Below are 26851 nucleotides of genomic sequence, written 5' to 3' on the forward strand. Positions count from 1 at the left end.
TCCTACGACATCTTCGTGGTGGGTTTGCCGGGCTCGCGCAGTGCGATGTAGATCGCGGGGATCACGAGCACGGTGAGCAAAGTGGATGAGGCCAGGCCGAACAGCAGCGAGATCGCCAGGCCCTGGAAGATCGGGTCGAGCAGGATCGTGGCCGCACCGATCATCGCGGCCAGCGCCGTGAGCAGGATCGGCTTGAAGCGCACTGCGCCGGCTTCCAACACGACGTCGCGCAGCGTCTTGCCCTCGCCGCCGCTGTGCCGGATGAAGTCGACGAGCAGAATCGAGTTGCGGACGATGATGCCGGCCAGCGCGATGAAGCCGATCATCGATGTCGCGGTGAATGGCGCGCCCAGCAGCCAGTGGCCGAGCAGGATGCCGATCAGGGTCAGTGGAATCGGAGTCAGAATGACGAGCGGCAGGCGGAAGCTCTTGAACTGCGCCACCACCAGCACGTAGATGCCGAGGATCGCTGCGCCGAACGCCGCGCCCATGTCGCGGAATGTCACATAGGTGATCTCCCATTCGCCGTCCCATAGCAGCGTCGGATGGGACTCGTCCTTGGGCTGTCCGTGGAAGCCGATCGCCGGTTTTGGCAGCTTGCCCCAGTCATGGGCGTCGATGCGGTCGGCGACCGCGAGCATCCCGTAGAGCGGTGCCTCGAAGCGGCCGGCGAGCTCGGCCATCACCATATCGGCGAAGCGACCGTCGCGGCGGAAGATCATCGGCGAACCATCTTCCATCGTGGCCTTCACGACCTGACCGAGCTCGACCACGGTCTTGCTGCCCGGCACTGTGTTGGCCGGCACCGGCGTCGAGGCCAAAGCCTCGCTCCACGATTTGTCGCGCTTGGGCAGCCGCACCGCGATCTCGATCGGATTGCGGTCCTCGCCGCGATGCGAGTAGCCGACCGAGACGCCGCCGAACAAGGTCTGGATGGTGTCGTAGACGTCGCGCTGCTCGACCCCGAAGAATTCCAGACTGTCCTGGTCGATCGACAGCCGCAGCCGCGGCCGGCGCTGGCCGATCGAATCGTCGATGTCGACGATGAACGGAACGTCGGCGAACACCTTCTTCAGCTCGCTCGTGACGGCGCGCCTTGTCGCGGCATCCGGGCCGTAGATCTCGGCAAGCAGCGTCGCCAGCACTGGCGGCCCCGGCGGCACCTCGACCACCTTGATGCTGGTCCCTGACGGCACGGAAACGGCCTTGAGCCGCTGCCGCAGATCGAGCGCGATGTCATGGCTCGCCCGCTTGCGATCGCCGCGCGCTGCGAGATTGACCTGGAGCTCGCCGAGCTCCGGGCGCTCGCGCAAATAATAGTGCCGGACGAGGCCGTTGAAGTTGAACGGCGCGGCCGTGCCGGCATAGCTCTGCACAGTCGTGATCTCCGGCAGCTGGTGCGCGATGTCGGCTGCGGCAAACAGCGTCCGCTCGGTATCCTCCAGGCTCGCGCCCTCGGGCAGATCGACCATCACGGCGATCTCCGACTTGTTGTCGAACGGCAGCAGCTTGACCGTGACGGACTTGGTGGCGAACAAGGTCATCGAGAGCAGCGTCGCGATGCCGACGCCGAGCAGGAAGATCCAGGCGGAGCGCTTGCTGGCGACGATCGGGCGCGCGACGCTGCGGTAGATGCGCCCGAGGCGGCCTTCGCCATGCGCATCGTGATGCGCGCCGGCCGCGGCCGTGGTCTGCTTTGGCGCCAGCCGTAGCATCAGCCACGGGGCCACGACCATGGCGACGAAGAACGAGAATAGCATCGCGGCCGATGCGTTGGCGGGGATCGGCGCCATATAGGGGCCCATCAGTCCCGACACGAACAGCATCGGGAGCAGGGCGGCAACCACGGTCAGGGTGGCGACGACCGTGGGATTGCCGACCTCGGCCACCGCTTCAATCGTGGCCTGCAGGCGCGGCCGGCCGTCAGCCATGCCCCAGTGGCGGGCGATGTTCTCGACCACGACGATGGCGTCGTCGACCAGAATGCCGATCGAGAAGATCAGAGCAAACAGGCTGACGCGGTTGATCGTGTAGCCCATCAGATTGGCGGCGAACATCGTCAGCAGGATCGTGGTCGGAATCACCACGAATGTCACGAGCGCCTCGCGCCAGCCGATCGCAACCGCAATCAGCACGACGATCGAGATCGTGGCGAGGCCGAGATGGAACAAGAGCTCGTTGGCTTTCTCGTTCGCGGTCTCGCCATAGTCGCGGGTCACGGTGACGGCGACATCGCTCGGAATGAGGCTGGTCTTGAGTCCTTCGAGGCGCTGCGCGATGTCGTGCGACACCACGACCGCGTTGGCGCCGGCGCGCTTGGCGAGGGCCAGACTCACCGCGGGCACCCGGTGCCAGTCGCCCTTGCCATTGCGCGCGTCGTCCCAGACCCGATGTTCGGCGAGATTGGGGCCGATGACGACGGTCGCGACGTCACGCACATAGACCGGGCGGCCGTCGCGGGTCGAGATCAGCAGCAGGCCGATATCGGGAATGCCGGTCAGCGTCTGCCCGGCTGTGACGTTGCGCACGATGCCACCGTCGCGGACGTCGCCAGCGAGGAACGAGCGGTTGGCATCCTTCACCTTGGCGACGAGCTGCTGCAAGGTCACGCCGAACAGCGACAGCTTCTCGGTATCAGGCTCGACGCGGATCTGCTGGGCGCCGCCGCCGGAGATGTAGGTCAGGCCGATATTGTCGACCTTGGTCAGCTCGGCGCGCAGCTTGTCCGCCAGCTCGTAGAGGTCCTTGTCGGACCAGCGCTCGGCGGCCTCCGGCTTCGGTGACAGGGTCAGCACCGTGACAGCGACGTCGTTGATCCCGCGGCCGACGATCATCGGCTCGGGGATGCCGACGGGGATGCGATCGAGATTGGCGCGGATCTTGTCGTGGACGCGCAGTATGGCGTCCTCGAACTTGGTGCCGACCAGGAACCGCGCGGTCACCATGACCCGGTCATCCTCGGTCTGGCTGTAGACGTGCTCCACACCGTCGATCGCCTTGACGATCGTCTCCAGCGGCTTGGTCACAAGCTCGACGCCGTCGGGCGCGCGCAGGCCGTCGGCGTTGACGCGGATGTCGACCATGGGCACGCTGATCTGCGGCTCTTCCTCACGCGGGATGACGACCACCGCGATGAGGCCGACCACGAGCGCGGCGAGCAGGAACAGTGGTGTCAGCGGCGAGGCAATGGTCGCCTGGGTCAGCTTGCCTGAGAGTCCAAGTTTCACGGCTGCACCAATTGGTCGCCGGCGCGCAGGCCGGACAGGATTTCGAGACCATCGGGAACATCGGCGCTCGGCAGGGCGCGGCCCCGCTGCACCGGTACGCTCGCCTTCTGCGCTCCCTGCTGCAGCTGGACGTAGTCGATGCCGAAGCGGGTCGTGACGTAGCGGGCGGGGATCACATAGGCGTCGCGCTGGCCGCCGGAGATCCAGACGCGTAGCCGGTCGCCGACGAAGTACTGGCCGAGGCCGGGAACAATCGCATCGGCGACGACGCGTCCTTCCTCGATCTGCGGATAGACGAGGTCGATGACCCCCCATTTGTCGCCGCTTTCGCCGAACTCGGCACCATCCAGGCGGATCTTGTCACCGGCTTTCAGGAACAGCGCATGGCGTTCGGGCACGCGCAGCCGCAGCTTGAAGTTCTGCTGCGCCACCGTGACCACGGGATCGCCGGGTAGAACCACCGAGCCGACCGTCACCAGCTTCTTCAGCACGCGGCCGTCATCGGGCGCCAGCACCTGGCCTTCGCTCATCTGTTGATTGACCACCGCGCGCTCGGCGGTCTTGGCCCGCAGGCCGTTCTCGGCGACATTGAGCGCGGTGCGCGTCTCGTCGAGCTTGACACGGGGCAGGGTGCCGCGTTCGACGAGGCCTTCGGTACGCGTGAAGTCGATTTGCGCCTGGTTGGCCTGCGCCTGCAGCGCCTCGATCTGGGCGTCGAGCGATTTGAGCTGCAGAGCGAGCTTCTCATCGCCGATCAGAGCGATCGGCTGGCCGCGCTTCACGGGGTCGCCTTCGCGAACGGAGAGCTGCGCGATCGTGCCGCCGATGCGGCCGCGCGCCGGGACCACGCTGATGCTTTCCACCGTCGCGAACACCGCCTTCTCGTCGGCGACTTGGCGCGGTGTGACGGTCAGCGTCTCGGCATGCACCGGCGCGGCCTGCCAGCCCATCTGCCACGTCATCGCGGCGATCAAGCTCAGGAGCGATAATGTGCGCATCAGCCTTGTCCTGTCTCTTTTGAGTCAAATCGGGTGGTCAGGCGAAACCGTTGCGGCCGGTCCAGACATCCCACCGGAATACGGGTTCCCACTTGACGTTGCTCAAGTCGTGGGCTCGGCACTGTCATAGTCTTTGTCTTTGTGCGGGTTTCGGCGGCAGCGCTGCGCAATAGACCTGATAGAGGGTCTTCAGCACCTCGCGGGCCGGCTCGCTGGTGATCGAATAGTAGATCGTCTGCCCATCGCGCCGGGCGGTGACCAGACCGTCCTTGCGCAGCAGCGCAAGGTGCTGGGAGACGGTCGAGTCGCGCAGTCCGAGGAACGCCGCGAGCTCGCCGACCGACCGTTCAGTGTCGACCAGCTGGCAGATGATCAGGAGCCGATGCCGGTTTGACAGCGCCTTCAACAGGTCGCTGGCCTGGTCGGCCGCCGCTTCCATGATGTCTGCATAAAATTTCATAGTTGCGTATATACAGAGATACGAATATATAGTCAAGGCCGGCCGGGAGATCAGGGCTGAGCGAAACAAGAACGAAGCAAGGCGATGGAGGACCCAATGGCGGACGTTGTCGTGATCGGAGCGGGGCTGAGTGGCTCGCTGATGGCCTATGAATTGCTGCCCCAGATGCGAAAGGAGGACCGCGTGACCGTCATCTCGCAGGGATCCTCCTATCATTTCGTGCCGTCCAATCCGTGGGTGGCGGTGGGCTGGCGCAAGCGCGGCGACATCGAGATCGATCTCGTCGACGTCATGCAGCGCAAGGGCATCCGCCTGCTGACGCAGGGGGCCAAGCGCGTCCATCCGGCCGAGAACCAGGTCGAGCTGACGGACGGCACTATGGTCGCCTACGATTATCTCGTGGTGGCCACCGGCCCCGAGCTCGCCTTCGACGAGATTCCGGGGCTCGGCCCCGATGGCCATACCCAGTCGGTGTGCCATGTCGACCATGCCGCGCATGCCAAGGCGGCGTTCGACAGACTGGCCGAGAAGCCCGGCCCGGTCATCGTCGGCGCGGTGCAGGGCGCGTCCTGCTTCGGCCCGGCCTACGAATTTCTTTTCATCCTCGAGACCGAACTGCGCCGCCGCAAGATGCGTGATCAGGTGCCGATGACCTTCGTGACCTCCGAACCCTATATCGGCCATCTCGGTCTCGACGGTGTCGGCGACACCAAGGGGCTGCTGGAAAGCGAGATGCGCGAGAAGCACATCAAGTGGATCACCAGTGCGCGCGTCACCAAGGTCGAGGACGGCCGCATGGTCGTGGAGGAGGTGGCCGACGACGGTTCGGTCCGCAAGACGCATGAGTTGCCCTTCGCCTATTCCATGATGCTGCCGGCGTTCCGCGGCGTCGGCGCCGTGAGGGGCATCGAGAAGCTGACCAACCCGCGCGGCTTCGTGATCGTCGACAAGCATCAGCGCAATCCGGCCTTCGCCAACGTGTTCGCGATCGGCGTCTGCGTCGCGATCCCGCCGATCGGGCCGACGCCGGTGCCGGTCGGCGTGCCCAAGACCGGCTTCATGATCGAGTCGATGGTCACGGCGACCGCCCTCAACATCGGCGCGCTGCTGCGCGGTCAGGAGCCGAAGGCGCAGCCGACCTGGAATGCGATCTGCCTCGCCGATTTCGGTGATTCCGGCGTCGCCTTCCTGGCGCAGCCGCAAATCCCGCCGCGTAACGTCAACTGGTCGGCGAAGGGAGAGTGGGTGCATTACGCCAAGGTCGCCTTCGAGAAGTATTTCCTGCGCAAGATGCGGCGCGGCACGCCGGAGCCGTTCTATGAGAAGTTTCTGCTCGACCGGCTCAACATCGCCAAGATCAAGGAGGTCAGGACAGGCACATGAGCGGGACCTTTCAACTGGTGTGCGGCCATTGCGGACAGATCAACCGTCTGCCCGCCGGCCGCGCGCCCACCCAGGGCAAATGCGGCAAGTGTCACGCGCCGCTGTTCTCCGGCCATCCGATCGAGGTCGACCAGGCGGCGTTCGAGCGCCATGTTGCGCATAGCGACCTGCCGCTGCTGGTCGATGTCTGGGCGCCGTGGTGCGGCCCGTGCCGGGCGATGGCGCCGATGTTCGCGCGCGCCGCCGAGGCGCTCGAACCGCGCGTACAGCTTCTGAAGCTGAACTCCGACGAGGCGCCGGAGATCTCGGCGAAGTTCGGCATCTCTGGAATTCCCACCCTGCTGCTGCTGCAGAAGGGCCGGGAACTGGCGCGGATCTCGGGTGCGATGGACTCGCAACGAATCGTCGCCTGGACGCTGTCCGGCTTGCGGCAGTGATGCCGCGGCGCCGGCTTGATTACGCTCAAAGGCAACCATGAAGGACCATGTCATGAATATCGACAAAGCAGTTCTCTTCTTTGCCGGGGTCGTCGTTCTGCTCGGCCTTGCGCTCGGCTGGACCGTCAGTCCCTATTGGTTCCTGCTGACGGCCTTTGCAGGCGTCAACATGATCCAGGCCTCGTTCACGGGCTTCTGCCCGGCGGCGATCGTGTTCAGGAAGCTGGGCTTGCGAAGCGGCAACGCGTTCTCCTGAACCGGCCCGACATGGAAGGCAGGATGAAGATGAAGCGAGGATATCATGGCTGACTCGGACGAAACCTACATCGTCGGGCCGCTCTACAAGGCGCGCGACAAGGTCTATCCGGCGGCCGTGCATGGCCGCTTCCGGCGCATCAAGTGGACCATCCTCTGTATTACGCTGGGCATCTACTATCTGCTGCCCTTCGTGCGCTGGGATCGCGGTCCCGGGATGCCGAACCAGGCGGTGCTGGTCGATTTCCCGCACCGCCGCTTCTACTTCTTCTTCATCGAGCTGTGGCCGCAGGAGGTCTACTACTTCACCGGCCTGCTGATCATTGCCGCAGTGGCCCTGTTCCTGATGAACGCGGTCGCTGGCCGGCTGTGGTGCGGCTATCTCTGCCCGCAGACGGTATGGACGGACCTGTTTTATGCCGTCGAGCGCTGGGTCGAGGGCGACCGGCGCGAGCGCATGCTCAGCGACAAGCGCGGCTGGACTTTCACGCATATCCGCCAGGTCGCCCTCAAACACTTTCTCTGGATCATGATCGGCTGGTGGACCGGCGGCGCCTGGGTGCTGTATTTCGACGATGCGCCGACCCTGGTGAAGGACCTCGCCACCTTCCAGGCGCCGTTCACGGCCTATCTCTGGATCGGCATTCTGACGGCGACGACCTACGTGTTCGCTGGCCACGCCCGCGAGCAGGTCTGCATCTACATGTGCCCGTGGCCGCGCATCCAGGCCGCACTGACCGACGAATGGGCGCTCAACGTCACCTACAAGGGCGACCGCGGCGAGCCGCGCATGTCGGTCAAGAAGGCGGAGGCGGCGCGGCTGCAGGGCGCGCCGGCCGGCGACTGCGTCGACTGCCACCAATGCGTCAACGTCTGCCCGACCGGCGTCGACATCCGCAACGGCCTCCAGCTCGGCTGCATCCAGTGCAGCCTGTGCATCGACGCCTGCGATAGCGTGATGACCCAGATCGGCCGTCCCACCGGTCTGATCGGCTACGACACCGACATCAACGTGGCCAGGCGCAAAGAGGGCAAGCCGGAGATCTACCGCATCATCCGGCCGCGCACGATCATCTATGCGAGCTTCATCGCCATCGTCGGGGGTATCATGCTGTACACGCTGGCGACGCGCGGCACGATGGGCATCAATGTGCTGCATGAGCGCAATCCGCTGTTTGTGCAGCTGTCGGATGGCGGCGTGCGCAATGACTACACGGTGCGGCTGCTCAACAAGCGCGGCGCGCGTGACTTTGTGCTCGACGTCGTCGGCCCGCCGAATGCCAAGGTGACGGTCGCTGGCGAGAGCCGCGAAGCCGACGGCCGCATGCTGATCGACGTGGGACAGGACCAGACCCGCGAGATCCGGATGTCGGTCGAGGCGAAGGGCGCCGATCTTCCGCCGGTGCCGGTCGACATCGAGATCAGGATCACCGATCCTGCGACGGGCACGTCGGTCAGCAAGCACGACCACTTCGTGCCGGCGCCGCGTTGAAGCCGGCGTCGGCTGGATCCGTACGGAGCAGTCGCGCCAGCTTGCCTCTAACTGATAGGAACAGGAATTGATAGGAACAGGGAGGAGCATGTGCTTCTCCCTGTTTTGTCGTGTCCGGTTGTTCCAGATCAATGATGGACAAAGACCGCTGGCAGAGCATCGCCACGTCAAGGGATCGATGTTTCCTACTGACGGAGAATGGGAGATGTTCAAGGTCGCAATTCTGATCTGGGTCATGCTGGGCACGGTGCTGGCGGGCAGCGCGGTCACGGCGTTGTTGACGGTGCAGGGACCGGTCGGAAGTCCGATGAAGGATCTGCCGCTCGCGGCGCTGGTCGGCTTCATCGTCGCGATGCCGCTGTCCTATCTCGTCGCGGCGAAGATCAGCCGCAACGGCCGGGGCCGCGTCGCCTGAGGGGCGTGAGGCCGGACTGGAGACGTTCACGGAGTCAAACAGCGTATCGTCAAACCGTGCCTCAATGGGGACCGCAGCAGCGAGACGTCGTCAAGCGGCCCGCGGCGCCGATGCGTCCGAGTTGCTCCAGTCCGTTCCGCCCTGTCGAAGAAGAGGGCGCGGGGAATGCCGGGGGCTGGCCGCACCCATGGCCCGCCTGCAGAGAAAAAAGCAGGCGGCAGTCACCACAGGTTCAGCCGAACTCCGGCATTCCCCGCGCGATGGTTTTCACGCTTATCTCGCGCTCTCCCCGGTGTCCGGCCTGTTAGCCACCGTCGCCGTCCGGATTATCGTCACCAGACGGCTTGACGCCAGCATCGGGGCGCCAGGACCACGCGATTTCACGTCCGCCACCAGCCGTTCGTCCGCGCGCCATCGGAGCGCGCTGCGGCATGATCGCAGCCACCGCATCCCGCCTCGCGTGTCGTGACGATCGCGATCCGCCCCTCTTGCCGAAGCAGGATGCGCAGGAGTAGATCATGAATTCGGAAAAAATGAAATAGCAAAAATCGCGCTTGCCGATCGCGATACGCTCCGCGGCCCGGCGATGTGATCCAGCCGGGCAGCAGGGGCGGATCGGCGATGACGTCGAAGGACACTGTCGGGCCGGCGGCGATGGCCGTTCACGCGCCGCAGCCGCTCGCCGAGTCGTGCAGAATGCCGGGGAGCGTCGATCGCGCGCCGTCCAGGAACAGCTGGATCGCGTCGCGAACGGTCTGCTCGAGATCGGACGGGACCGGCGTCTCGTAGATGAACTTCCGGATCGCGAGGTAGAAGATGCGTCCGTGCAGGCCCCAGAACATTTCCGTTTCGCGGCTGCCGAGCGGGCAGATCTCGACATCAGGCAAGTTCATCTCATGTCGGAGCTCAAGCGCCGCCGGCTCGATGATCTCGCGCCGGACGAGGTCGAGGTAGCGCCCGGTGATGCCGAACGATCGCATTCCGGAGAACACGAAGATCCGCACCCAGTTATACTCGAACACGCGGGCCACATAGTCCAGATAGAAGCCCGTCAAGCGCGCCTGCAGCGGCTGGCTGCGATCGCGGATCAGGGGACCCCAATCCTGCGACCAGCGGCTCAGATAGACTTCCTGATAGACGCGTTCGATCAGCGCCTCCTTGCTGGGGAAATGCCGGTAGATCACCGAATGCGCGATGCCCATGCGCTTGGCGAGCTCCCGCGTCTGGCCCTCGAAGCCGCGCTCGGCGAAGAAGCGGATCGCCTCATCCACGATCAGCCTCTCACGGTCGGCGGCGCGCATGTTGCGGCGCCGCAGCCTCGGATGGCTTGCGCTCTTTCGCTGGCTGCCCGCACGGCTGGCGCCCTGTTTCTTTGCGCTTGCGGTTTTCGGAGGTCTGGCCATGGCCTTCATCGTTGTCGCGGCATCTCGGCTTGATAGCCGAAAGCATATTTGTGACCAATCGTTCGTTTCTGGTTGACCGGCTTGGCGGCAGTGTGCCAGTGTTTTGAGACCAGATGGTCACAAATCTGGGAATCCGGGCTGATGAGCCCTGGAAGCGAGGAAACGGATGAAAGCGAGGGCTTTCAGCTATTTTCGTGCAAGTACGGTCGAGGAGGCGCTTGACGCTCACGCGCAAGGCGGTGATGACGCGCGCTACATTGCCGGCGGCCAGAGCCTGGTTCCGGCGCTCGCGCTGCGGCTGCAGGCGCCGCGCCGTCTGGTCGATATCAACCACATCGATGAGCTGCGCGGGGTGCGACGTGAGGGCGAGTGGCTGCGCATCGGCGCGCTGACGCGCCATTGCGAGATGCTGACCGAGCCGCTGATCGCGGAATTTGCGCCGCTGCTGCGGGCTGCTGCGCCCTTCGTTGCCCATCCCGCCATCCGCAATCGGGGCACTCTCGGCGGCAGCGTCGCGCTCGCGGATCCGGCGTCGGAATTCCCGGCGGTGGTGCTCGCGCTGGAGGCCGAGATCGAGGTCGCCGGGCCGGCCGGCCGGCGCCGGGTCAGGGCTGAGGACTTCTTCGTCGATCTGTTCGAGACGGCGCTTGCGCCGGGCGAGCTGCTCGTTGCGGTTCATGTGCCGCTGTTCAATCCGGGGCAGCGCATTGCATTCGATGAGTTGGCGCGTCGGCGCGGCGACTATGCCCTGGTCGGCTGCGGCATCAGCGCGACCTGCGCGGATGATCTGATCACGGACATTCGCATCGCGTTCTTCTCGGTCGGCAATGTCCCGACGCGCGCGCGCCGAGCCGAATCTGAGATCGCGGGATCACGCCTGAGTCCCGATGTGATTGCGGCGGCGCAGGCCGCGCTCGGCGAGGACCTTGCGCCTGATGACGGCGACGACGTTCCGGCCGCGATGCGGCTGCACCTGGCGCGTGTCCTGCTCGGCCGGCTGTTGGGCCAGATCGGAGGGGCCACGTGAGCTCGATCATGTCCGATCTGGACGAGGCTGACGCGACGGTCCGCGTCCGCTTCGTCGTCAACGGCCGCAAGACGGCTTGCGATGTCGCGCCGCGCGACACGCTGGTCGATTGCCTGCGCACTCAGCTCGAACTCACCGGCACGCATGCCGGCTGCGAGATGGGCGCTTGCGGCGCCTGTCTGGTCCAGCTCGATGGCCGCGCCGTCCATGCTTGCCTGATGTTCGCGGTGCAGGCCGATGGCGCGCGGATCGACACGATCGAGGGGCTGTCCGAGAGCGGTGTGATCGCCGATCTGCAGGCTGAGTTTCACCGGCGCAACGCGCTGCAATGCGGGTTCTGTACGCCGGGCATGCTGATCAACGCCCACGAGCTGCTCTCAAACGTCGCGCGGCCCAGCCGGGAGGCCATTCGTGACGCGCTGTCCGGCAATTTCTGCCGCTGCACCGGATATGAAGCGATCGTCGACGCGATCGCAGCGGTTGCCGAGGCACGTGCGGCCAAGGCCGCGCAAGGTGCGGAGGGCGCATCGTCATGACCGCGCCGCTCACTCCGCTTGATCGTCCGAACTCCTATATCGGCCGTTCGGTGCCGCGGCCGAACGCGAAGCGCCTGCTCGCCGGGCGCGGGCGCTACGTCACCGACATCCGCCTGCCGCGCATGCTGCATGCGGCGTTCCTGCGCAGCCCGCACGCGCATGCGCGGATCATCAGCATCGATGCCGACGCGGCGCGCGCGCTCGCCGGCGTGCATCTGATCGCAACCGGCGCTGACCTCGCCAGGATATGCACGCCATGGACCGGCACGCTCGATCATTTCAAGGGCATGACCTCCGAGCCGCAGCTGCCGCTGCCGCTCGACCGCGTCGTCTGGGCCGGGCAGGCGGTCGTCGCGGTCGTGGCGGACAGCCGGGCGCTGGCCGAGGATGCGCTTGAGCTGATCTCGGTCGACTATGAGGAATTGCCCGCGGTCGTCGATCTCGACGAGGCGCGCCAGCCGGGGACGCCAAGGGCCAATCCGGCCAGCCAGTCCAACATCTGCTTTCGGACCCAGCTTGACAGCGGTGGCGTGGACGAGGTCTTCGTAGCTGCGGCCCATGTGATCGAACAGCAGTTCAGCTTCGGGCGGCATACGCCGGTCACCTTGGAGCCGCGGGCCATCGTCGCGGATTACGAGCCTGACAGCGGCATGCTGACGGTGCATCACGCCACCCAGACGCCGTATCAGTTCCAGGACCTCTATTCCCGGCACTACAACATCCCGGAAGCGCGCGTCCGCGTCATCGCGCCGGATATTGGCGGCTCGTTCGGCATGAAGCTGCATGTCTATCACGAGGACATGGCGGTGGTCGGTCTGTCCATGATGCTGGGGCGTCCGGTGAAATATGTCGCGGACCGCATCGAATCCTTCGTCTCCGATATTCACGCCCGCGACCATCGCGTGCAGGCGCGCATGGCCATCGACGCCGATGGCAAGATCCTCGCGATGGACGTCCACGACGCCACGGCCATCGGCGCGTTTTCGACCTATCCGCGCACCAGCGTGGTCGAAGGCAACCAGGTCATCCGCCTGATCGGCGCGCCCTATGATTTCACCTCTTACCGGGCGGCGCTGGAGGTCGTGTTCCAGAACAAGGTGCAGACCAGCCAGTATCGCGCCGTCGGACATCCGATCGCCTGCGCCGTCACCGAGCGCATGGTCGACATCGCCGCCAGCCGCGCGGGGTTCGATCCGTTGGCGATGCGCGATCGCAACGTGATTGCCGACGACGCCTATCCGCTGGTGTCGCCGACCGGCTACAAATTCGAGGCCCTGTCGCACCAGGCCTGTCTGCGGCGCCTGCGCGAGATCATGGACTATGACGCGCTGCGGGGCGAGCAGGCCGAGCTGCGCCGGCGCGGAGTGCATCGCGGCATCGGCATTGCGACCTTCGTCGAGATCACCAATCCGAGCCCGGCCTTTTACGGCGTCGGCGGTGCGCGCATCTCGTCGCAGGATGGCGCGACGATCAGCCTGACGCCGACCGGCGAGGTGCGCTGTGCGATTTCGGTCACCGAGCAGGGGCAGGGCACCGAGGCGATCATCGGCCAGATCGTCGCCGACCAGCTCGGCCTCGCCCAGGAGCACGTCAAGGTCATCACCGGCGACACCGAGGTGACGCCGCATGGTGGCGCGACCTGGGCCTGCCGCGGCGCCGGCATCGGCGGCGAGACCGCGCTGCAGGCTGCGCGCCGGCTCAAGGCCAACATCCTTGCAATCGCGGCCCTGGTCCTGCAGGAGCAGGCGGCGGCGCTCGATATCGTCGATGGCCAGGTCGTCAGTGCCGCGTCCCGGCAGCCGCGGCTGGACGTGGCGGAGATCGCGCGCATCGCCTATTTCCGCTCCGACACGCTGCCACCGGGGACGCAGGCGCAGCTGACCGTCAGCCACCACTTCGCGCCGCAGGGCTATCCCTTCGCGTTCACCAACGGCATCCAGGGCTGCTCTCTGGAGGTCGACGTCGACACCGGCTTCGTCAAGCTGCTGAAGCACTATGTCGTTGAGGATTGCGGGCGTATCATCAATCCCATGCTGGTCGACGAGCAGCTGCGTGGCGGCGTGGTCCAGGGTCTCGGCGCTGCGCTGTTCGAGGAATGCCGCTACGGCGAGACCGGCCAGCTGCTGAACGGATCGCTGGCCGATTATCTCGTGCCCATGGCGATGGAGATGCCCGATATCGTCATCGACCATGTCGAGACGCCGACGGCCGATACCATCCTGGGCGCCAAGGGCTGCGGCGAGGCCGGGACGGCGGCGGCGTCGGCCTGCGTGCTCAATGCCGTCAACGACGCGCTGACGCCGTTCGGCGCGTCGATCAACACGATTCCGATCACGCCGGCCCGCATATTGAAAGCGCTCAATCGCTACTAACAAGACAGGTCGAGGGAGGACATCATGCCAAGCTACAACAGGCCAGGACCAGGCGGCATATCCCGGCGTAACGCGCTGCTGGGAGCATCGGCCGGCATTGCCACGCTGGCGATGCCGCGGCTCGGTCGCGCCGCTGACGAGACCATCCGCATCGGCTTTCCGACGCCGCTGACCGGCCCGTTCGCGGCCGAGGCGCGCGACCAGGTCAAATGCGCCGAGCTCGCGGTCAAGCTGGTCAACGACAAGGGCGGCATCGCCGGGCGCAAGGTCGAGCTGCTGGTGCGCGACGACAAGCTCAATGCGGGCGAGGCGGCGACGCGCACCCTGGAGCTGATCGAAAAGGACAAGGTGCATGCGGTGGTCGGCGCGCTCTCCAGCGCGGTGCAGCTCGCGGTCAACGAGGTGACCCGCGCGCGTGGCGTCATCTACGTGTCGATCAGTCAGTCCGATACGATCAACGAGGCCAAGGATTTCAGCAAGTTCACGTTCCACGAGGCGCTCAATCCGCACATGACGACGGCGGCCGTGGCGCGGCAGACCTTGAAGAAGGGCATGAAGGTCGCGCATCTCGTCGCCGACTATGCCTATGGCCACGAGATGCTGCGCGGCTTCAAGCGGGCGCAGGCGGCGATCGGGGCCGACACCGTCGGCGAGATCCTGCACCCGTTCGGCGCGGCGGACTATTCGACCTTCATGCCGCGGCTGATGTCGCTGCGCCCGGATGTGCTGTGCATCAGCAATTTCGGCCGCGACCAGGCCAATGCGATCAAGCAGGCGGTCGATTTCGGCATCAAGCAGCAGATGAAGATCGTCGTGCCAGTGATCCTGCACAACCAGCGTCTCGCGGTCGGGCCCGACGTGTTCGAGGGCGTGGTCGGCGGCGCCAATTATTATTGGGGACTCGAGACCCAGAACAAGACCGCGGCCGAATTCAACGCGGCGTTCCGCGCCGCCAATGGCGGTGCCATCCCGACGGATTACGGCGCCTATGGCTATTCGGGTGTCGGCTCGCTGCTGATGGCGATGCAGGCGGCCGGCGGCACCGAGACCGACAAGGTCGTCGCGGCGCTGGAGGCCCTGCAATATGACCTGACCAAGGGCCCGCAGCATTACCGCAAATGCGACCACCAATCGGTGCAGTCGGTGCTTGTGCTGGAATCGAAGAAGAAGTCGGCTATGGCCAATGACAGCGACCTGTTCGCGATCGTGGCCAACGATCCCGGCGCCGACGAGATGCTGCGCAGCTGCAGCGAACTCGGCCACGCGACTTGATCCGGACCGCATGGATCTCTCCCTGATCATCATGCAGCTGTTCTCCGGCATCGCCCTTGGGGCGGTGCTGGTGATCACGGCGCTCGGCCTGACCATCGTGTTCGGCATGCTGGGCGTGGTCAATTTCGCCCATGGCGCGCTGTTCATGATCGGCGCCTATGCCGGGCTCTATCTGGCGTCGCTGACCGGCAGTTTCTGGTGGGGGCTGCTGCTCGCGCCGCTGCTGGTCGGCGCCTTCGGCATGCTGATCGAGCGCGTCCTGGTCCGGCGCCTCTATGGCCGGTCGGTCGATGATCCCTTGCTGCTGACCTTCGGGCTCAGCTACATTCTGGTCGAGGGCGTGCGCATCGTGTTCGGCAGCGACGGCATTCCGTTTCCGACGCCGTCGCAACTGATCGGCGTCGTCGATCTCGGCTTCGGCTTCTTTCCGAAGTACCGGCTGTTCGTGATCGCCTTGGTGGCCGTCGTGCTGCTGGCGCTGTGGCTGATGCTGGAGAAAACCCGGGTTGGCCTGATCGTGCGGGCCGGCGCCCGCGATCCGCAGATCATGCGCGTGCTCGGCGTCGACATCGGCAGGGTCTGGCTCGCGATCTTCGGCCTCGGCGTCGGCCTGGCGGCGCTGGGCGGGGTCCTGGCGGGGCCGATGCGCAGCGTCAATCCGGAAATGGGAACGCTGGTGCTCGCGGAGGCCTTCGTCGTCACGGTGATCGGCGGCCTCGGTTCGATCGTCGGCGCGGTGGTCGCGGGGCTGATGGTCGGCGTCTGCATCAGCATGGTGGCGCTGTTCGCGCCGGAAATGGCGACCATCGTGATGTTCGCGCTGATGGCGGCGGTGCTGCTGGTCCGGCCGCAGGGCCTGTTCGGCCTCAAGGGGAGAGCGTGATGGCGATGCAGTCGAGCGGCGCGGCACCGGCGCTTCCGCAGGCGCAGCGCGTCATGGCGGCGATCGCCGACCATCGCGTCCTGGTGTCGCTGGTGGCGCTGGCCCTGTTGCCCTGGCTGCTGCCGTCGAAGGCGCTGGCCGTCAACGTGCTGATCTATGGCGTCGTGGTGATGGGGTATAATCTCCTGTTCGGCTATACCGGGCTGCTGTCGTTCGGCCATGCCGCCTTCTTCGGAACGGGTGCGTATCTCACTGGCATCGCCATCGGCCGCTTCGGGCTGCCGTGGTTCGCCGCGGTGCCGCTGGCGATTGCGGCCAGCACCGCGCTCGCCGCCGCGATCGGCACCATCTCAACGCGGACCCGTGGCATCTATTTCTCGATGGTGACGCTGGCGCTGGCGCAGCTGGTCTATTACGTCGCCTTGCAGGCGTCGTCATGGACGGGGGGCGAGAACGGGCTGCGCGGCTTCACCGTCGATCACGTCAATCTGCTCGGCCTGCAGATCAATTTTCTCGATCCGGTCAACAAATATTACGTCCTGATGGCGTTTGCGGCGCTGGCGATCTGGGCCCAGTCGCGCATTCTCAATTCGCCTTTCGGCGCGGTGATCGAGGCGATCCGGGAGAATGAGCAGCGCGCACGGGCGTGCGGCTACGACGTCGAACGCTGCAAGCTGATCGTGTTCATGCTGTCGGGCGCGATCTCCGCGATCGGCGGCTGCATGTCGGCATTGCACCTGTCGATCGTGCCGCTCGACATCCTGCATTATCAGACATCCGGCATGATCGTGATGATGGTGCTGCTCGGCGGCGCCCGCAGCTTCTTCGGGCCGTTCATCGGCGCCGCGGTGTTCCTGATCCTGGAAGACGTCGTCTCGATCTGGACGCCGCATTGGCAGATCGTCGTCGGCGCGATCTTTGTCGGCTTCGTTCTGTTCCTGCCGAAGGGCATCTGGGGCACGTTGCTGGACCTGCTGCCGGCGGCGAGGGAGCGGCGATGAGCACCGAGCTGTTGCGCGCCGACGGCATCGGCCGTCGCTTCGGCGGCTTCATAGCCCTCGAAGGCATTACCGTCTCTTTCGCGGCAGGCGAGCTGACCTCGATCATCGGCCCGAACGGCGCCGGCAAGAGCACGTTCTTCAACATTCTGTCCGGCACGCTGTCGCCGAGCACGGGCACGCTGCGCTTCAAGGGGCAGGCGCTGAATGGCCTGCCGCAGCACCGCTTCGTGCATCGCGGCATCTCGCGCTCCTACCAGATCACCAACATCTTCCCCGACCTGTCGGTGCACGAGAATGTCCGGGTCGCCGCGCAGGCGATGAGCGTCAGCTATGACATCTGGCGCAGGCGCGCCGACCTTGTCGAGCTGAGCGAGCGCGCCGATGCGGCGCTGACGGCCGTCGGGCTGATCGGCAAGCGCGGCGAGCAGGCCAAATTCCTTGCCCACGGCCAGCAGCGTGCGCTGGAGATCGCGATCGCGCTGGTCTCCGAGCCGGAGCTGTTGCTGCTGGATGAGCCGACCGCCGGCATGGGGCCCGAGGAAACCAAGGACATGGTCGCGCTGCTCGAGCGGCTGGCCGAGCGGCGCACCGTGCTGCTGGTCGAGCACAAGATGAAGATGGTGCTGGGGCTGAGCCAGCGCGTGCTGGTGCTGCACCACGGCCGGCTGCTCGCCGACGGCCGGCCGGACGACATCAGGAGCAATCCCGACGTGCGCCGGGTCTATCTGGGACAGAGTGAAGGCTATGGCTGAGACCGCATTGCTCGAACTCGACGGCGTCCAGGCCTGGTATGGCGCGAGCCACGTGCTGCACGGTATCTCGCTGCGCGTCAACGCGGGCGAGGTGGTTGCGCTGGTCGGGCGCAACGGCGCCGGCAAGACCACGACCTTGCGCACCATCATGGGACTGATGCCGCGCGCCGCGGGGCAGGTGCGTTTCGCGGGCGTGGACCTGCTGCCGCTGGCCGCGCATCGGCGCTTCCACCTTGGCCTCGCTTATGTGCCGGAGGAGCGCCGCATCGTGCCCGGATTGTCGGTGCGCGAGAACCTGCGGCTCGGGCTGGTGGCGGCCAAGGCGGACATCGAGGAGCGCGCGGCGTTTGCGGAGATCGCCGAGACCTTTCCGCGGCTGCGCGAGCGGCTCGATCAGGAGGGCGTGACCTTGTCGGGCGGCGAGCAGCAGATGCTGGCGATCGCCCGGGCCTTGATCGCGCGGCCGCGCATGGTGCTGCTCGACGAGCCGTCGGAAGGCATCATGCCGGTGCTGGTCGAAGAGATGGGGGTGCTGTTTCGTCGCCTGCGCGACCAGGGCAAAACCTTGCTGCTGGTCGAGCAGAATGTCGAATGGGCGCTGCGGCTCGCCGATCGCGCCGTGATCATCGACCAGGGCGAGGTCGTGCATGAGAGCAGCGCCGCCGCTTTGTTGGCCGACAAGGACATCCAGGATCGCTATTGCGCGGTGTGATGTTGCGCGACGCGCCGGCGTCACGATCCGTCCGGCGCGGGGAGCTGCGGCAGGCGGGCGAGGCTGACGCCGGCGGCACGATGCTTGAACATCCGCGCGATCAGCTCGGCGGCCTGCTTGGCCGCGTCCTCCGGCGCGAGCCCGCCGTGCCGGACATTGGAGATGCAGTTGCGCTCGGAATCGACGCGGCCGCGGCGCGGCATCCAGGTGAGATAGAGGCCGAGCGAATCCGCCGCGCTCAGGCCCGGACGTTCGCCGATCAGGATGATCGAGGCCGAGGCATCAAACAGCTCGCCGACATGATCGGCCAGCGCGACACGGCCTTGTGCGGCGACGATGATGGGCGACAGCCGCCGCCCGGTCGCGGCGAGCAGTGGCATCAACGTATCGAGCACAGGCAGAGCATTGACCTGCACGGCGCGGCTGCTCAGTCCATCGGCCACGACCAGCGCGATGTCGGCCGGCGCGCGGGGCTCCGACAGCAGCGCTTCCGAGTCCGGCGCCAGCAGGCGACCGGCATCGGGGCGCTGCAGGTAGGTGGCGCGGTCGGCAGCGCGGCTGCGCACGACAATCGCCGGCCAGCCGCGCGCGGTGACGTCGGCGGCGCAGCCGGCGGCATCGAACGGCTTCAGCACCGCATCGCGCGCTTCGGCATGCGCGGCCTGGAAGCCGAGATGGGCCGAGGTCGGCAGTCCCGGCCCGCAACGGCCCAGCGCGATCCGCGCCGCGGTGTAGCGCGACAGCCAGCTCCAATCGTCGGATGACGACGTGGCCGGCGCCTGATCGTCTGTCTCGCTCACCCTTCGGCTCCCAGCAGCGGCAGCGACGGCATCAGCCGGGCTGGATCGAAGCGCAGTTCGCCCTTGCCGTCGCTGATGCCGGTGGCCGCCAGCCAGGCCTCGAACTCCGGCGCGGCGCGTTTGCCCAGCACCTTTCGGATGTAGAGCGCGTCGTGAAACGAGGTGCTCTGGTAGTTCAGCATGATGTCGTCGGCGCCGGGCACGCCCATGATGTAGGTGCAGCCGGCGACGCCGAGCAGGGTCAGCAGCGCGTCCATGTCGTCCTGGTCGGCTTCGGCGTGGTTGGTGTAGCAGACGTCGCAGCCCATCGGCAGGCCGAGCAGCTTGCCGCAGAAATGATCCTCCAGCCCCGCCCGCATGATCTGCTTGCCGTCATAGAGATATTCCGGCCCGATGAAGCCGACCACGGTGTTGACCAGCAGCGGCCGGTAGCGCCGCGCCACCGCGTAACAGCGTGCCTCCAGGGTCTGCTGATCGACGCCGCAATGTCCTGATGAGGACAGCTCGCTGCCTTGTCCGGTCTCGAAATACATCAGGTTGGCGCCGGCAGGACCGCGCGCCAGGCCTTCGGCCGCATCGAGCGCCTCGTCGAGCTGCGCCAGCGTGATGCCGAAGCCGCGATTGGCTTCCTCGGTGCCGGCCAGCGACTGGAACACGAGATCGACCGGCGCGCGGCGTTCGATGGCCTTGAGGGCGGTGGTGACATGGGCGAGCACGCAGGACTGGATCGGCGCGTGCGAGGCGAGCCGCAGGGTCTCGATCATGTCGAGCAGCCGCAGCATCGTGTCGAGATCATCGCTCGCCGGATTGATGCCGATGGTGGCGTCGCCGACGCCATACATCAGCCCGTCGAGGATCGAGGCCGCGACGCCCTTGGGATCGTCAAGCGGATGGTTGGGCTGCAGCCGCGTCGACATCCGGCCGGGCAGGCCGATGGTGCAGCGGAAGCGCGTCACCACCTCGCATTTGGCGGCGACGGTGACGAGATCCTGCAGCCGCATGATCTTGCAGACCGCGGCGACCATCTCCGGCGTCAGGCCCGGCGACACCGCCGAAAGCCTCCGGGCATCGGTCGCATCCGACAGCAGCCATTCGCGGAACGCTCCGACGGTCAGGCTCGCGATCTCGGCAAAGGCGCTGCCGTCATGCTGATCGACGATCAGCCGCGTCACCTCGTCGCTCTCATAGGGGATGACGGCCTCGTCGAGGAAGTGGCGCAGCGGCAGGTCGGCGAGCGCCATGCGCGCGGCGACGCGCTCGGCCGCATCCTGCGCGGCGAGGCCGGCGAGCACGTCGCCCGAACGTGGCGGCGTCGCCTTGGCCAGCAGCGTCCTGAGATCGTCGAAGCGATAGGTCGTGCCGCCCAGGCTGTGTGAAAAACCCATGGATCCGGCTCCGCAAGCATTTCGCGGTCATTCAGGGCCGCATCATGCACGACTTATGCCGATATTTGATGACCTTTTTGCCGCGACCTCGCGTCGATCCGCAACAGGTTGCGCCCGCTGCGGCGCGCGCTAAGGTCGCACGCTGCACAGGCTGAGCGAACGAGGGAACTCCGACATGGCGCGTATTCGCTGTATCACTGAGATGGGCATGGGCGTCGACGTCCATGGCCGTGACGCCACCAAGGCTGCGAAGCGCGCGGTGTCGGATGCGATCCGCCATTCCAGCCTCGGCTTCTTCCGCATGGTCGGCAAGACGCCGCAGGACATGCTCGTCGATGTCACGATCGGCGTGCCAAATCCCGAGGCCGTCGATACTGCGGCGGTCGCCAAGGAACTGCCCTATGGCACGGTGACGGTGACCGCCGTGAAGGGCGGGCTGGAGATTCCGGCCGAAGCGGGCAGTGACGCCATCATCATCGCCAATGCCGCGGTGCTGGTTCATCTCGACGACGGCAAGTGATCACGCGGGATGTTCCGCGCTGCCATTGCCTGATGCGTTGGTCGGCCCCGGGCTTGGTCGGGCCGGCCGAGCACCGTGACTGACGCGCAGGCTCAGCCTCGCGAGGATTGTCGCGCGCGGAATAAGGCCGCCGCTTGAGAGCTGGAACGGCTACCCCGTGCCGCGCGTTCGGACCTGAGCAGGCCGGGACGGCCCGACCCTTGTCAGGAGCGATCTATGGAACGCACGATCACCGGCCATTTCGCCACGCGCCGCGAGGCCGAGCTTGCCGTCGAGCATCTGGTACAGGACCATGGCATCGCCCGCACCGACGTCTTCGTCCAGGCATCGGGCGCCGCCAACAGCGCCGGATCGCGCGCCGCCGGCGCCGACGTCCATAGCGGCCATCCTGGCGTCGGTAAAAGCGGCAAGCCCGAGCTCGAAGGCGAGATCGAGGTGTCCGTCGATTGTCACGCTGACGATCCGGAGGTGGTGGAGGCGATCTTGAAGGAGCAGGGCGCGCGGCGGGTCGGGTCGCAGTGATGCGGTCGGCCGCGGCGCAGCCGCGATGACGCATTGTCGCTGCGTCGGGTTTGTCGATCGGCAAAAATCTGGCATATCCCCCACGTCTCTGGGGATTGTGCGTGATGTCGATCGAAGATCTGGATGGCCTGAAGCCCGGACATCGCCGGCCGCATCTGCGCCGGGGAGCGCGCGAGGAGCATTGGCCCGCATGACACGACGCGGCAGGGGGCGATGAGCGCGTTGGTGCAGCCGCGCCTGATCAACGACGTGTTCGGGGATCCCGGCGTCTATCTTGATTTTCGCTTCGGCCGCAGGGCCATGCTGTTCGACTGCGGCGATCTTGTGCCTCTATCGCATCGCGAGCTGCTTCGTGTCGCCGACGTCTTTGTCAGCCACCGCCACCTCGACCATTTCTGCGGCTTCGACCGGTTGCTGCGCGTGCATCTCGGGCGTCCCGGCGCGTTGCGCGTGGTCGGACCGGTGGGCATGATCGACGGCATTGCTGCGAAGCTTGCGGCCTATGAGTGGAACCTGCTCGGAGAAAGCTCGCCCGATTTCGTCGTCGATGTCAGCGAGTTCGCGGCCGAATGCCTTGCCGATCGCAAGGTGTTTCGCGCCCGCGACGCCTTTCGTGGCGAAGCCGCGCAGCGCGCGTCGCTGCCGAAGGGCGTCGTGTTCGACGATGGCGAACTGACGATCGAGGCCCGCGCCCTCGAGCACAATATTTCTTCGCTCGGCTTTGCTCTGCAGGAGGCGATGCGGATCAATGTCTGGACCGAAGGGCTGGCATCGCTCGGCCTCGAGGTCGGTCCCTGGCTTAATACGGCCAAAAGCGCGGCGCGGCGCGGCGAGGGCGATGACATGCCGATCGAGGTCGGCAATGGCCGCTTCGAGAGCCTCGGACGGCTGCGCGAGCACGTTCTTCGCAGCGGCCCGGGGCAGCGCGTCGCCTATGTCACGGACACCGCGTACACCCCCGACAACGCCGCCGCCATTGTCGCTCTGGCGCGCAATGCGGATCATCTGTTCATCGAGAGTGCGTTCGCCGACGCTGACGCCGCCATCGCGCGTGAACGCCGCCATTTGACCGCAACGCAGGCTGGACGTCTGGCGCGCGAGGCCGGCGTGCGCCGGCTCACCACGTTCCACTACTCGCCGCGCTATGTCGATACGCCGGATCGCCTGCAACTGGAGGCCGCGGACGCGTTTGCGCGAACGCCGCCCTCAGCGACTCCCTGAGCGTTCGCGCGAGCCCCTTCGGCTGCAGTTCCCGATCCACGAGGCTCGCGCTTAACGTCTTCATCGCAACGCTCTGTTGAGCGGCTTGCAGCCGCTGGACATCGCGCGCGAAGCCGTCCGCCAGGAAAAGACTCAATTCGGCTCGAATCGTCGTGGAATTGGCGTGGCATGAGCCGATTTGGAAAGTTGAGCGGGCTGGTGCTGCTGATCTGTGCCGGCTTCATGTTCGTCAACAATACCAATCTCTGGGTGGCGAAGAGAGCAGGGCAGCCGCTGCTGCTGGCGCATCGCGGGCTGTCGCAGCAATTCGATCGCACCGGACTGACTGGCGACACCTGCACCGCCGCGCGCATGCTGCCGCCGACGCACGACTATCTCGAGAACACCATCGCCTCGATGCGCGCGAGCTTCGCGGCGGGCGCCGATATCGTCGAATTCGACGTGCATCCGACCACCGACGGGCGCTTTGCGGTGTTCCATGACTGGACGCTCGACTGCCGCACCGACGGTAAGGGCGTCACGCGGGAGCATGCGATGAGGGAGCTGCGACGCCTCGACATCGGCTATGGCTACACCGCCGATGGCGGCCGGACCTTTCCGTTCCGTGGCAAAGGCATCGGCCTGATGCCGTCGCTGGATGATGTGCTCGCGACGTTTCCGGATCGGTCGTTCCTGATCAACATCAAGAGCAACGATCCGGCGGAAGGTCGGCAGCTTGCAGCGGCTCTGGCGCCAATCGATGCGGCGCAACGCGGCCGTCTGATGGTCTATGGCGGTGACGCGCCGATCGCGGCCCTCAGGGCGGCGCAACCCGAGCTGAGGCTCATGTCGCGGAGCATGCTGAAGAGCTGCTTGCTGCGCTATATCGGTTATGGCTGGACCGGGCTGGTGCCCTCCGCCTGCCGCACCATGATGGTGCTGGTCCCGATCAATGTCGCGCCGTGGCTCTGGGGGTGGCCGGATCGGTTCCTGGCACGAATGGCGGACGCCGGCAGCCGTGTCTTCGTCATCGGCGCGTATCGCGGCGAGGCATTTTCCGCGGGCCTCGATACGCCGGCCGAGATCGCCCGGTTGCCCACGGCATTTGGCGGCGGCGTGATGACCGATGAGATCGAAACCGTCGCGCCGCTGCTGAAGCGCGCTCCGCCGGGCGGCGCATCCAACTGAGCACGACGGCCTGTCAAGGCGCGCCAAGCTCAGGGGGGCCGTCCGGTCACAGCCGCGGATCGATCGTCTCGCTCTCCAGCGCCAGCACCGCGAACACGCATTCGTGCACGCGGCGCAGCGGCTCGCGGGCGACGAAGCGGGTCAGCGCCTCGTGGCCGAGCGCGAACTCGCGCAGAGCGAGGTTGCGCTTGCCCTCGAGCTTGCGCTGGCGCAGCCGCGCGATGTGCTCCGGCGCATCATATTCCGGTCCGTAGATGATGCGCAGATATTCGCTGCCGCGCACCTTAAGCGCCGGCTGGATCAGGCCCTTCGGCCCGCGCGCGACGAAGGTCCTGGGCTTCACGACCATGCCCTCGCCGCCGCCGGCCGTGAGCTGCTCCCACCAGGCGATGGCGTCGTTCACCGCGGCGTCGTCGGCCAATGTCACCGTGCGCCATCGCGTGCGCGTGATGACGGAATCCGCGGTCGACAGCCGGTCGGCGATCGTCATGTGCCAGACGTGATCCTGGTCGAACCAGACCCGGTCCTCGCTGGCGAGCAGGTGAAATGGCGCGACCTTGAGATCGTCGATGCCGCCGATCGGCCAGACATAAGGAGCCCAGGCCTCGCCATAGCGCCGTGCCCGCGCGCCGCGATTGCGGACGTGATCGCGGAGCGCTGCGACGTCGAGACCGCGTGCAGCGGCGCGCGTCAGGGCATCCTCTGCGGCCGCAAGGCCGGCGACCGACGACGCCGCGACGGGGGTGTACTGGCTCTCGATCAGGCTGCCGGCCTTGGCTGACCATGGCATGATCTCGGCGTCGAGCAGCAGCCAGTCGGTCTTCAACTCCTGCCACAGGCCGGCGGTTTCGACCGCGTCACGCAGCCGGGCCAGCAGCGCCTCGGTCATCGTCGCGTCGCTGAAGAACGTACGGCCGGTGCGGGTCCAGATCGCGCCGCTCTCCTCGCCTGCGATGCCGAAGCGCATCTTGGCGACATCAACGCTCTTGCAGAGCGCGATCACGGCGCGCGAGCCCATGTGCTTCTCCTCGCACACGACCTCGGCGACGATGCGGGCGCGAAAATGCGCGAACGCCTCCTCCGGCCGTTCGAGCCAGCCTTCGCGCGCGCTCGTCTCCGACGGCGACATGGTCGGCGGCAGATAGACCAGCCATTGTGGCGGCAGCGCGAACCGGCTCATCACTTCGAGCGCAGCCGAGGCGTTCTCCTCGGCGACGACCAGGCGGCCGCGCAGCGTGGTGTCGATCCAGCGCCGGCCGCTGACGTCGGCGATGTCCAGCAAATGATCCGCCTCGGCCTGCGCGGAGCCGGCAGCCGTCCGCGCCGCAAGCGGCCGCACCGGCTCGCACCAGACGCGCTCGGCCGCGACCTCGACGAGCTCGCGCTCGGGCCAGCGCAGCGCCGTCAAGCGGCCGCCGAACACGCAGCCGGTGTCGATACACAGCGTGTTGTTGACCCATTCGGCATTGAGCATCGGCGTATGGCCATAGACCACCGCGGTCGGCCCGCGATAGGCCGCGGCCCAATCAGCGCGCACGGGCAGGCCGAATTCGTCGATCTCGCCGGTGGTCTCGCCATAGAGCGCGAACTCGCGCACCGCGCCGGAGCCGCGGCCGATCATCTCCTCCTTCAATCCGGCATGCGCGACCGCGAGCCGGCCGCCGTCGAGCCAGACATGGCTGCGCAAGCCATCGAGAAAGCCGGGCAGGGCGTCGCGAAAGCCGCGATCCTCACCGGCGAGCTGGTCGATCGTCGCCTGCAGGCCATGCGCGATGGTGACCTTGCGGCCCGCCAGCCAGCGTTGGAACTTGCGGTCGTGATTGCCCTGCACGGCATAAGCGGTGCCGGCCGCGACCATGCTCATGACGATGCGCAGCACGTCCGGCGATTGCGGGCCGCGATCGACGAGATCGCCGACGAACACGGCTTTGCGGCCTGTGGGCGGCGTCACCGTGACGGCGCGCCGGCTATCCTCGGCGCGCCATGCGACCCGATAGCCGAGCTTCGCGAGCAGCGCCTGCAATTCGCTCGCGCAGCCATGGACGTCGCCGATGATGTCGAACGGGCCGGAATCATATCGCTTGTCGGTCCACAGCGGCTGCCGCGCGATCGTCGCGGCCGCGATGCGTTCGACGCTGTCGAGCTTCCAGACCTGGCGAAAGCCCTCGCGCTGCAGGCCGCCGAGGCCGCGGCGGATCTCCTGGACCATGCGCTGCACGACGGGACCGCCGAAGCTGCGTTCGGGGCGTGTCTTGTTGCGGGCGATGCAGACGTCGATGCCCGGATCGAACACGATCGCGACCGGCAGCGCGTGCCATTTGCGCGCCAGCTCGACCCAGCCCTTGCGATCGGCAGGACGCACATTGGTGGCGTCGATCACCGCCAGCCGGCGGTGCTTCAAACGCTTGCCTGCGATCTCGCGCACGATGTCGAAGGCGTCAGCGGACACGCCCTGGTCGGTCTCGTCGTCGGCCACCAGCGCGCGGCAATGGTCCGAGGAGATCACCTCGGTCGGCAGGAAGTGCTTCGCGGCGAAGGTCGACTTGCCGGAGCCGGTCGAGCCGATCAGCACGACCAGCGCGAAGTCGGGAATTTCGATGTTCATGGAATT

At 66.5% G+C, this 26851-nt stretch carries 25 protein-coding genes; 17 read left to right on the plus strand and 8 right to left on the minus strand.

Translation table 11 applies throughout. The annotated features are described in order from the left end of the window. Positions 1–2: 2 nt before the first annotated feature. The 3 genes from BBTA_RS17410 to BBTA_RS17420 form a co-directional block, all read right to left on the minus strand. Positions 3–3227: an efflux RND transporter permease subunit gene (locus tag BBTA_RS17410; RefSeq protein ID WP_012043806.1), complete on the minus strand. Its 3225-nt coding sequence runs from the start codon at positions 3225–3227 to the stop codon at positions 3–5. Beyond that, positions 3224–4225: an efflux RND transporter periplasmic adaptor subunit gene (locus tag BBTA_RS17415; RefSeq protein WP_012043807.1), complete on the minus strand. Its 1002-nt coding sequence runs from the start codon at positions 4223–4225 to the stop codon at positions 3224–3226. The genes BBTA_RS17410 and BBTA_RS17415 overlap by 4 nt, the downstream gene beginning before the upstream one ends. A gap of 124 nt (positions 4226–4349) precedes the next feature. Then, positions 4350–4685 carry a helix-turn-helix transcriptional regulator gene (locus tag BBTA_RS17420; RefSeq protein ID WP_041750728.1) on the minus strand — a complete coding sequence of 112 codons (336 nt, stop codon included), beginning with the start codon at positions 4683–4685 and terminating at the stop codon, positions 4350–4352. A 96-nt stretch (positions 4686–4781) separates the two neighbouring features. Between BBTA_RS17420 and BBTA_RS17425 the strand changes: the two genes are divergently transcribed. The 5 genes from BBTA_RS17425 to BBTA_RS17445 all read left to right on the plus strand — a co-directional run bounded on the left by BBTA_RS17425 (position 4782) and on the right by BBTA_RS17445 (position 8667). Further along, on the plus strand, positions 4782–6068 hold the full coding sequence (locus BBTA_RS17425) for an NAD(P)/FAD-dependent oxidoreductase (protein ID WP_012043809.1): 1287 nt from the start codon (positions 4782–4784) through the stop codon (positions 6066–6068). Next, positions 6065–6505: a thioredoxin TrxC gene (gene trxC, locus BBTA_RS17430; RefSeq protein WP_012043810.1), complete on the plus strand. Its 441-nt coding sequence runs from the start codon at positions 6065–6067 to the stop codon at positions 6503–6505. The genes BBTA_RS17425 and trxC overlap by 4 nt, the downstream gene beginning before the upstream one ends. Positions 6506–6557: 52 nt before the next feature. After that, complete coding sequence (locus BBTA_RS17435) at positions 6558–6761, plus strand: DUF2892 domain-containing protein (RefSeq protein ID WP_012043811.1); 204 nt, start codon at positions 6558–6560, stop codon at positions 6759–6761. A 45-nt stretch (positions 6762–6806) separates the two neighbouring features. After that, complete coding sequence (ccoG, locus tag BBTA_RS17440) at positions 6807–8252, plus strand: cytochrome c oxidase accessory protein CcoG (protein WP_012043812.1); 1446 nt, start codon at positions 6807–6809, stop codon at positions 8250–8252. 205 nt (positions 8253–8457) lie between these two features. Further along, positions 8458–8667 carry a hypothetical protein gene (locus BBTA_RS17445; RefSeq protein WP_012043813.1) on the plus strand — a complete coding sequence of 70 codons (210 nt, stop codon included), beginning with the start codon at positions 8458–8460 and terminating at the stop codon, positions 8665–8667. 380 nt (positions 8668–9047) lie between these two features. Here the strand turns inward: BBTA_RS17445 and BBTA_RS40760 are convergent, their stop codons facing one another. Both BBTA_RS40760 and BBTA_RS17455 read right to left on the minus strand, forming a co-directional pair. Further along, positions 9048–9305 (minus strand): hypothetical protein, encoded by a 258-nt coding sequence (locus BBTA_RS40760; RefSeq protein ID WP_041750729.1) that lies wholly within the window; start codon positions 9303–9305, stop codon positions 9048–9050. A gap of 24 nt (positions 9306–9329) precedes the next feature. After that, positions 9330–9968: a TetR/AcrR family transcriptional regulator gene (locus BBTA_RS17455; RefSeq protein WP_012043815.1), complete on the minus strand. Its 639-nt coding sequence runs from the start codon at positions 9966–9968 to the stop codon at positions 9330–9332. 268 nt (positions 9969–10236) lie between these two features. On the opposite strand from BBTA_RS17455, the gene BBTA_RS17460 reads away from it, so the two are divergent. Genes BBTA_RS17460 through BBTA_RS17495 form a run of 8 tightly spaced genes read left to right on the plus strand, consistent with a single transcriptional unit; the run spans position 10237 to position 18625 of the window. Further along, positions 10237–11097: a xanthine dehydrogenase family protein subunit M gene (locus tag BBTA_RS17460; RefSeq protein ID WP_012043817.1), complete on the plus strand. Its 861-nt coding sequence runs from the start codon at positions 10237–10239 to the stop codon at positions 11095–11097. 8 nt (positions 11098–11105) lie between these two features. Then, positions 11106–11633: a (2Fe-2S)-binding protein gene (locus tag BBTA_RS17465; protein ID WP_012043818.1), complete on the plus strand. Its 528-nt coding sequence runs from the start codon at positions 11106–11108 to the stop codon at positions 11631–11633. Then, positions 11630–14005, plus strand: coding sequence for a xanthine dehydrogenase family protein molybdopterin-binding subunit (locus BBTA_RS17470; RefSeq protein WP_012043819.1), 2376 nt, complete (start codon positions 11630–11632; stop codon positions 14003–14005). The genes BBTA_RS17465 and BBTA_RS17470 overlap by 4 nt, the downstream gene beginning before the upstream one ends. Positions 14006–14029: 24 nt before the next feature. Then, positions 14030–15277, plus strand: coding sequence for an ABC transporter substrate-binding protein (locus BBTA_RS17475; protein WP_012043820.1), 1248 nt, complete (start codon positions 14030–14032; stop codon positions 15275–15277). 10 nt (positions 15278–15287) lie between these two features. Continuing rightward, positions 15288–16160 carry a branched-chain amino acid ABC transporter permease gene (locus BBTA_RS17480; RefSeq protein WP_012043821.1) on the plus strand — a complete coding sequence of 291 codons (873 nt, stop codon included), beginning with the start codon at positions 15288–15290 and terminating at the stop codon, positions 16158–16160. Then, the gene (locus BBTA_RS17485) at positions 16160–17161 is read left to right on the plus strand and encodes a branched-chain amino acid ABC transporter permease (RefSeq protein ID WP_012043822.1); all 1002 of its coding nucleotides are present in this window, start codon (positions 16160–16162) and stop codon (positions 17159–17161) included. The genes BBTA_RS17480 and BBTA_RS17485 overlap by 1 nt, the downstream gene beginning before the upstream one ends. Beyond that, a complete protein-coding gene (locus BBTA_RS17490) occupies positions 17158–17913 on the plus strand; it encodes an ABC transporter ATP-binding protein (RefSeq protein WP_012043823.1) in 756 nt (251 codons plus the stop codon). The genes BBTA_RS17485 and BBTA_RS17490 overlap by 4 nt, the downstream gene beginning before the upstream one ends. Beyond that, positions 17906–18625, plus strand: coding sequence for an ABC transporter ATP-binding protein (locus BBTA_RS17495; protein ID WP_083780672.1), 720 nt, complete (start codon positions 17906–17908; stop codon positions 18623–18625). Before BBTA_RS17490 ends, BBTA_RS17495 begins: the two co-directional genes overlap by 8 nt. A gap of 20 nt (positions 18626–18645) precedes the next feature. Here the strand turns inward: BBTA_RS17495 and eutC are convergent, their stop codons facing one another. Beyond that, positions 18646–19425 (minus strand): ethanolamine ammonia-lyase subunit EutC, encoded by a 780-nt coding sequence (gene eutC / locus BBTA_RS17500; protein WP_012043825.1) that lies wholly within the window; start codon positions 19423–19425, stop codon positions 18646–18648. Beyond that, positions 19422–20810, minus strand: coding sequence for an ethanolamine ammonia-lyase subunit EutB (locus tag BBTA_RS17505; RefSeq protein ID WP_012043826.1), 1389 nt, complete (start codon positions 20808–20810; stop codon positions 19422–19424). The genes eutC and BBTA_RS17505 overlap by 4 nt, the downstream gene beginning before the upstream one ends. A 175-nt stretch (positions 20811–20985) precedes the next feature. Between BBTA_RS17505 and BBTA_RS17510 the strand changes: the two genes are divergently transcribed. From BBTA_RS17510 to BBTA_RS17525, 4 genes are all read left to right on the plus strand, one after another. After that, positions 20986–21330, plus strand: coding sequence for a Lin0512 family protein (locus tag BBTA_RS17510; protein WP_009027116.1), 345 nt, complete (start codon positions 20986–20988; stop codon positions 21328–21330). Positions 21331–21546: 216 nt separating this feature from the next. Next, on the plus strand, positions 21547–21852 hold the full coding sequence (locus BBTA_RS17515) for a hypothetical protein (protein ID WP_012043827.1): 306 nt from the start codon (positions 21547–21549) through the stop codon (positions 21850–21852). A gap of 213 nt (positions 21853–22065) precedes the next feature. Continuing rightward, the gene (locus BBTA_RS17520; protein WP_012043828.1) at positions 22066–23073 is read left to right on the plus strand and encodes an MBL fold metallo-hydrolase; all 1008 of its coding nucleotides are present in this window, start codon (positions 22066–22068) and stop codon (positions 23071–23073) included. Positions 23074–23241: 168 nt separating this feature from the next. Then, positions 23242–24240: a glycerophosphodiester phosphodiesterase family protein gene (locus BBTA_RS17525; protein WP_012043829.1), complete on the plus strand. Its 999-nt coding sequence runs from the start codon at positions 23242–23244 to the stop codon at positions 24238–24240. Between the two features lie 46 nt (positions 24241–24286). Here the strand turns inward: BBTA_RS17525 and BBTA_RS17530 are convergent, their stop codons facing one another. Beyond that, the gene (locus tag BBTA_RS17530) at positions 24287–26845 is read right to left on the minus strand and encodes a polynucleotide kinase-phosphatase (protein ID WP_012043830.1); all 2559 of its coding nucleotides are present in this window, start codon (positions 26843–26845) and stop codon (positions 24287–24289) included. Positions 26846–26851: the final 6 nt, after the last annotated feature.

The sequence above is a fragment of the Bradyrhizobium sp. BTAi1 genome (genome assembly GCF_000015165.1).
Taxonomy (GTDB): domain Bacteria; phylum Pseudomonadota; class Alphaproteobacteria; order Rhizobiales; family Xanthobacteraceae; genus Bradyrhizobium; species Bradyrhizobium denitrificans.

Coding starts and splice junctions, on each gene's coding strand:
- BBTA_RS17445 (WP_012043813.1), top strand. CDS start 8,458: ATGTTCAAGGTCGCAATTCTGATCTGGGTCATGCTGGGCACGGTGCTG.
- BBTA_RS17530 (WP_012043830.1), bottom strand. CDS start 26,845: ATGAACATCGAAATTCCCGACTTCGCGCTGGTCGTGCTGATCGGCTCG.
- BBTA_RS17495 (WP_083780672.1), top strand. CDS start 17,906: ATGGCTGAGACCGCATTGCTCGAACTCGACGGCGTCCAGGCCTGGTAT.
- BBTA_RS17465 (WP_012043818.1), top strand. CDS start 11,106: ATGTCCGATCTGGACGAGGCTGACGCGACGGTCCGCGTCCGCTTCGTC.
- ccoG (WP_012043812.1), top strand. CDS start 6,807: ATGGCTGACTCGGACGAAACCTACATCGTCGGGCCGCTCTACAAGGCG.
- BBTA_RS17490 (WP_012043823.1), top strand. CDS start 17,158: ATGAGCACCGAGCTGTTGCGCGCCGACGGCATCGGCCGTCGCTTCGGC.
- trxC (WP_012043810.1), top strand. CDS start 6,065: ATGAGCGGGACCTTTCAACTGGTGTGCGGCCATTGCGGACAGATCAAC.
- BBTA_RS17525 (WP_012043829.1), top strand. CDS start 23,242: ATGAGCCGATTTGGAAAGTTGAGCGGGCTGGTGCTGCTGATCTGTGCC.
- BBTA_RS17455 (WP_012043815.1), bottom strand. CDS start 9,968: ATGCGCGCCGCCGACCGTGAGAGGCTGATCGTGGATGAGGCGATCCGC.
- BBTA_RS17480 (WP_012043821.1), top strand. CDS start 15,288: ATGGATCTCTCCCTGATCATCATGCAGCTGTTCTCCGGCATCGCCCTT.
- BBTA_RS17505 (WP_012043826.1), bottom strand. CDS start 20,810: ATGGGTTTTTCACACAGCCTGGGCGGCACGACCTATCGCTTCGACGAT.
- BBTA_RS17415 (WP_012043807.1), bottom strand. CDS start 4,225: ATGCGCACATTATCGCTCCTGAGCTTGATCGCCGCGATGACGTGGCAG.
- BBTA_RS17435 (WP_012043811.1), top strand. CDS start 6,558: ATGAATATCGACAAAGCAGTTCTCTTCTTTGCCGGGGTCGTCGTTCTG.
- BBTA_RS17520 (WP_012043828.1), top strand. CDS start 22,066: ATGAGCGCGTTGGTGCAGCCGCGCCTGATCAACGACGTGTTCGGGGAT.
- BBTA_RS17425 (WP_012043809.1), top strand. CDS start 4,782: ATGGCGGACGTTGTCGTGATCGGAGCGGGGCTGAGTGGCTCGCTGATG.
- BBTA_RS17510 (WP_009027116.1), top strand. CDS start 20,986: ATGGCGCGTATTCGCTGTATCACTGAGATGGGCATGGGCGTCGACGTC.
- BBTA_RS17515 (WP_012043827.1), top strand. CDS start 21,547: ATGGAACGCACGATCACCGGCCATTTCGCCACGCGCCGCGAGGCCGAG.
- BBTA_RS17485 (WP_012043822.1), top strand. CDS start 16,160: ATGGCGATGCAGTCGAGCGGCGCGGCACCGGCGCTTCCGCAGGCGCAG.
- BBTA_RS17420 (WP_041750728.1), bottom strand. CDS start 4,685: ATGAAATTTTATGCAGACATCATGGAAGCGGCGGCCGACCAGGCCAGC.
- BBTA_RS17460 (WP_012043817.1), top strand. CDS start 10,237: ATGAAAGCGAGGGCTTTCAGCTATTTTCGTGCAAGTACGGTCGAGGAG.
- BBTA_RS17475 (WP_012043820.1), top strand. CDS start 14,030: ATGCCAAGCTACAACAGGCCAGGACCAGGCGGCATATCCCGGCGTAAC.
- BBTA_RS17470 (WP_012043819.1), top strand. CDS start 11,630: ATGACCGCGCCGCTCACTCCGCTTGATCGTCCGAACTCCTATATCGGC.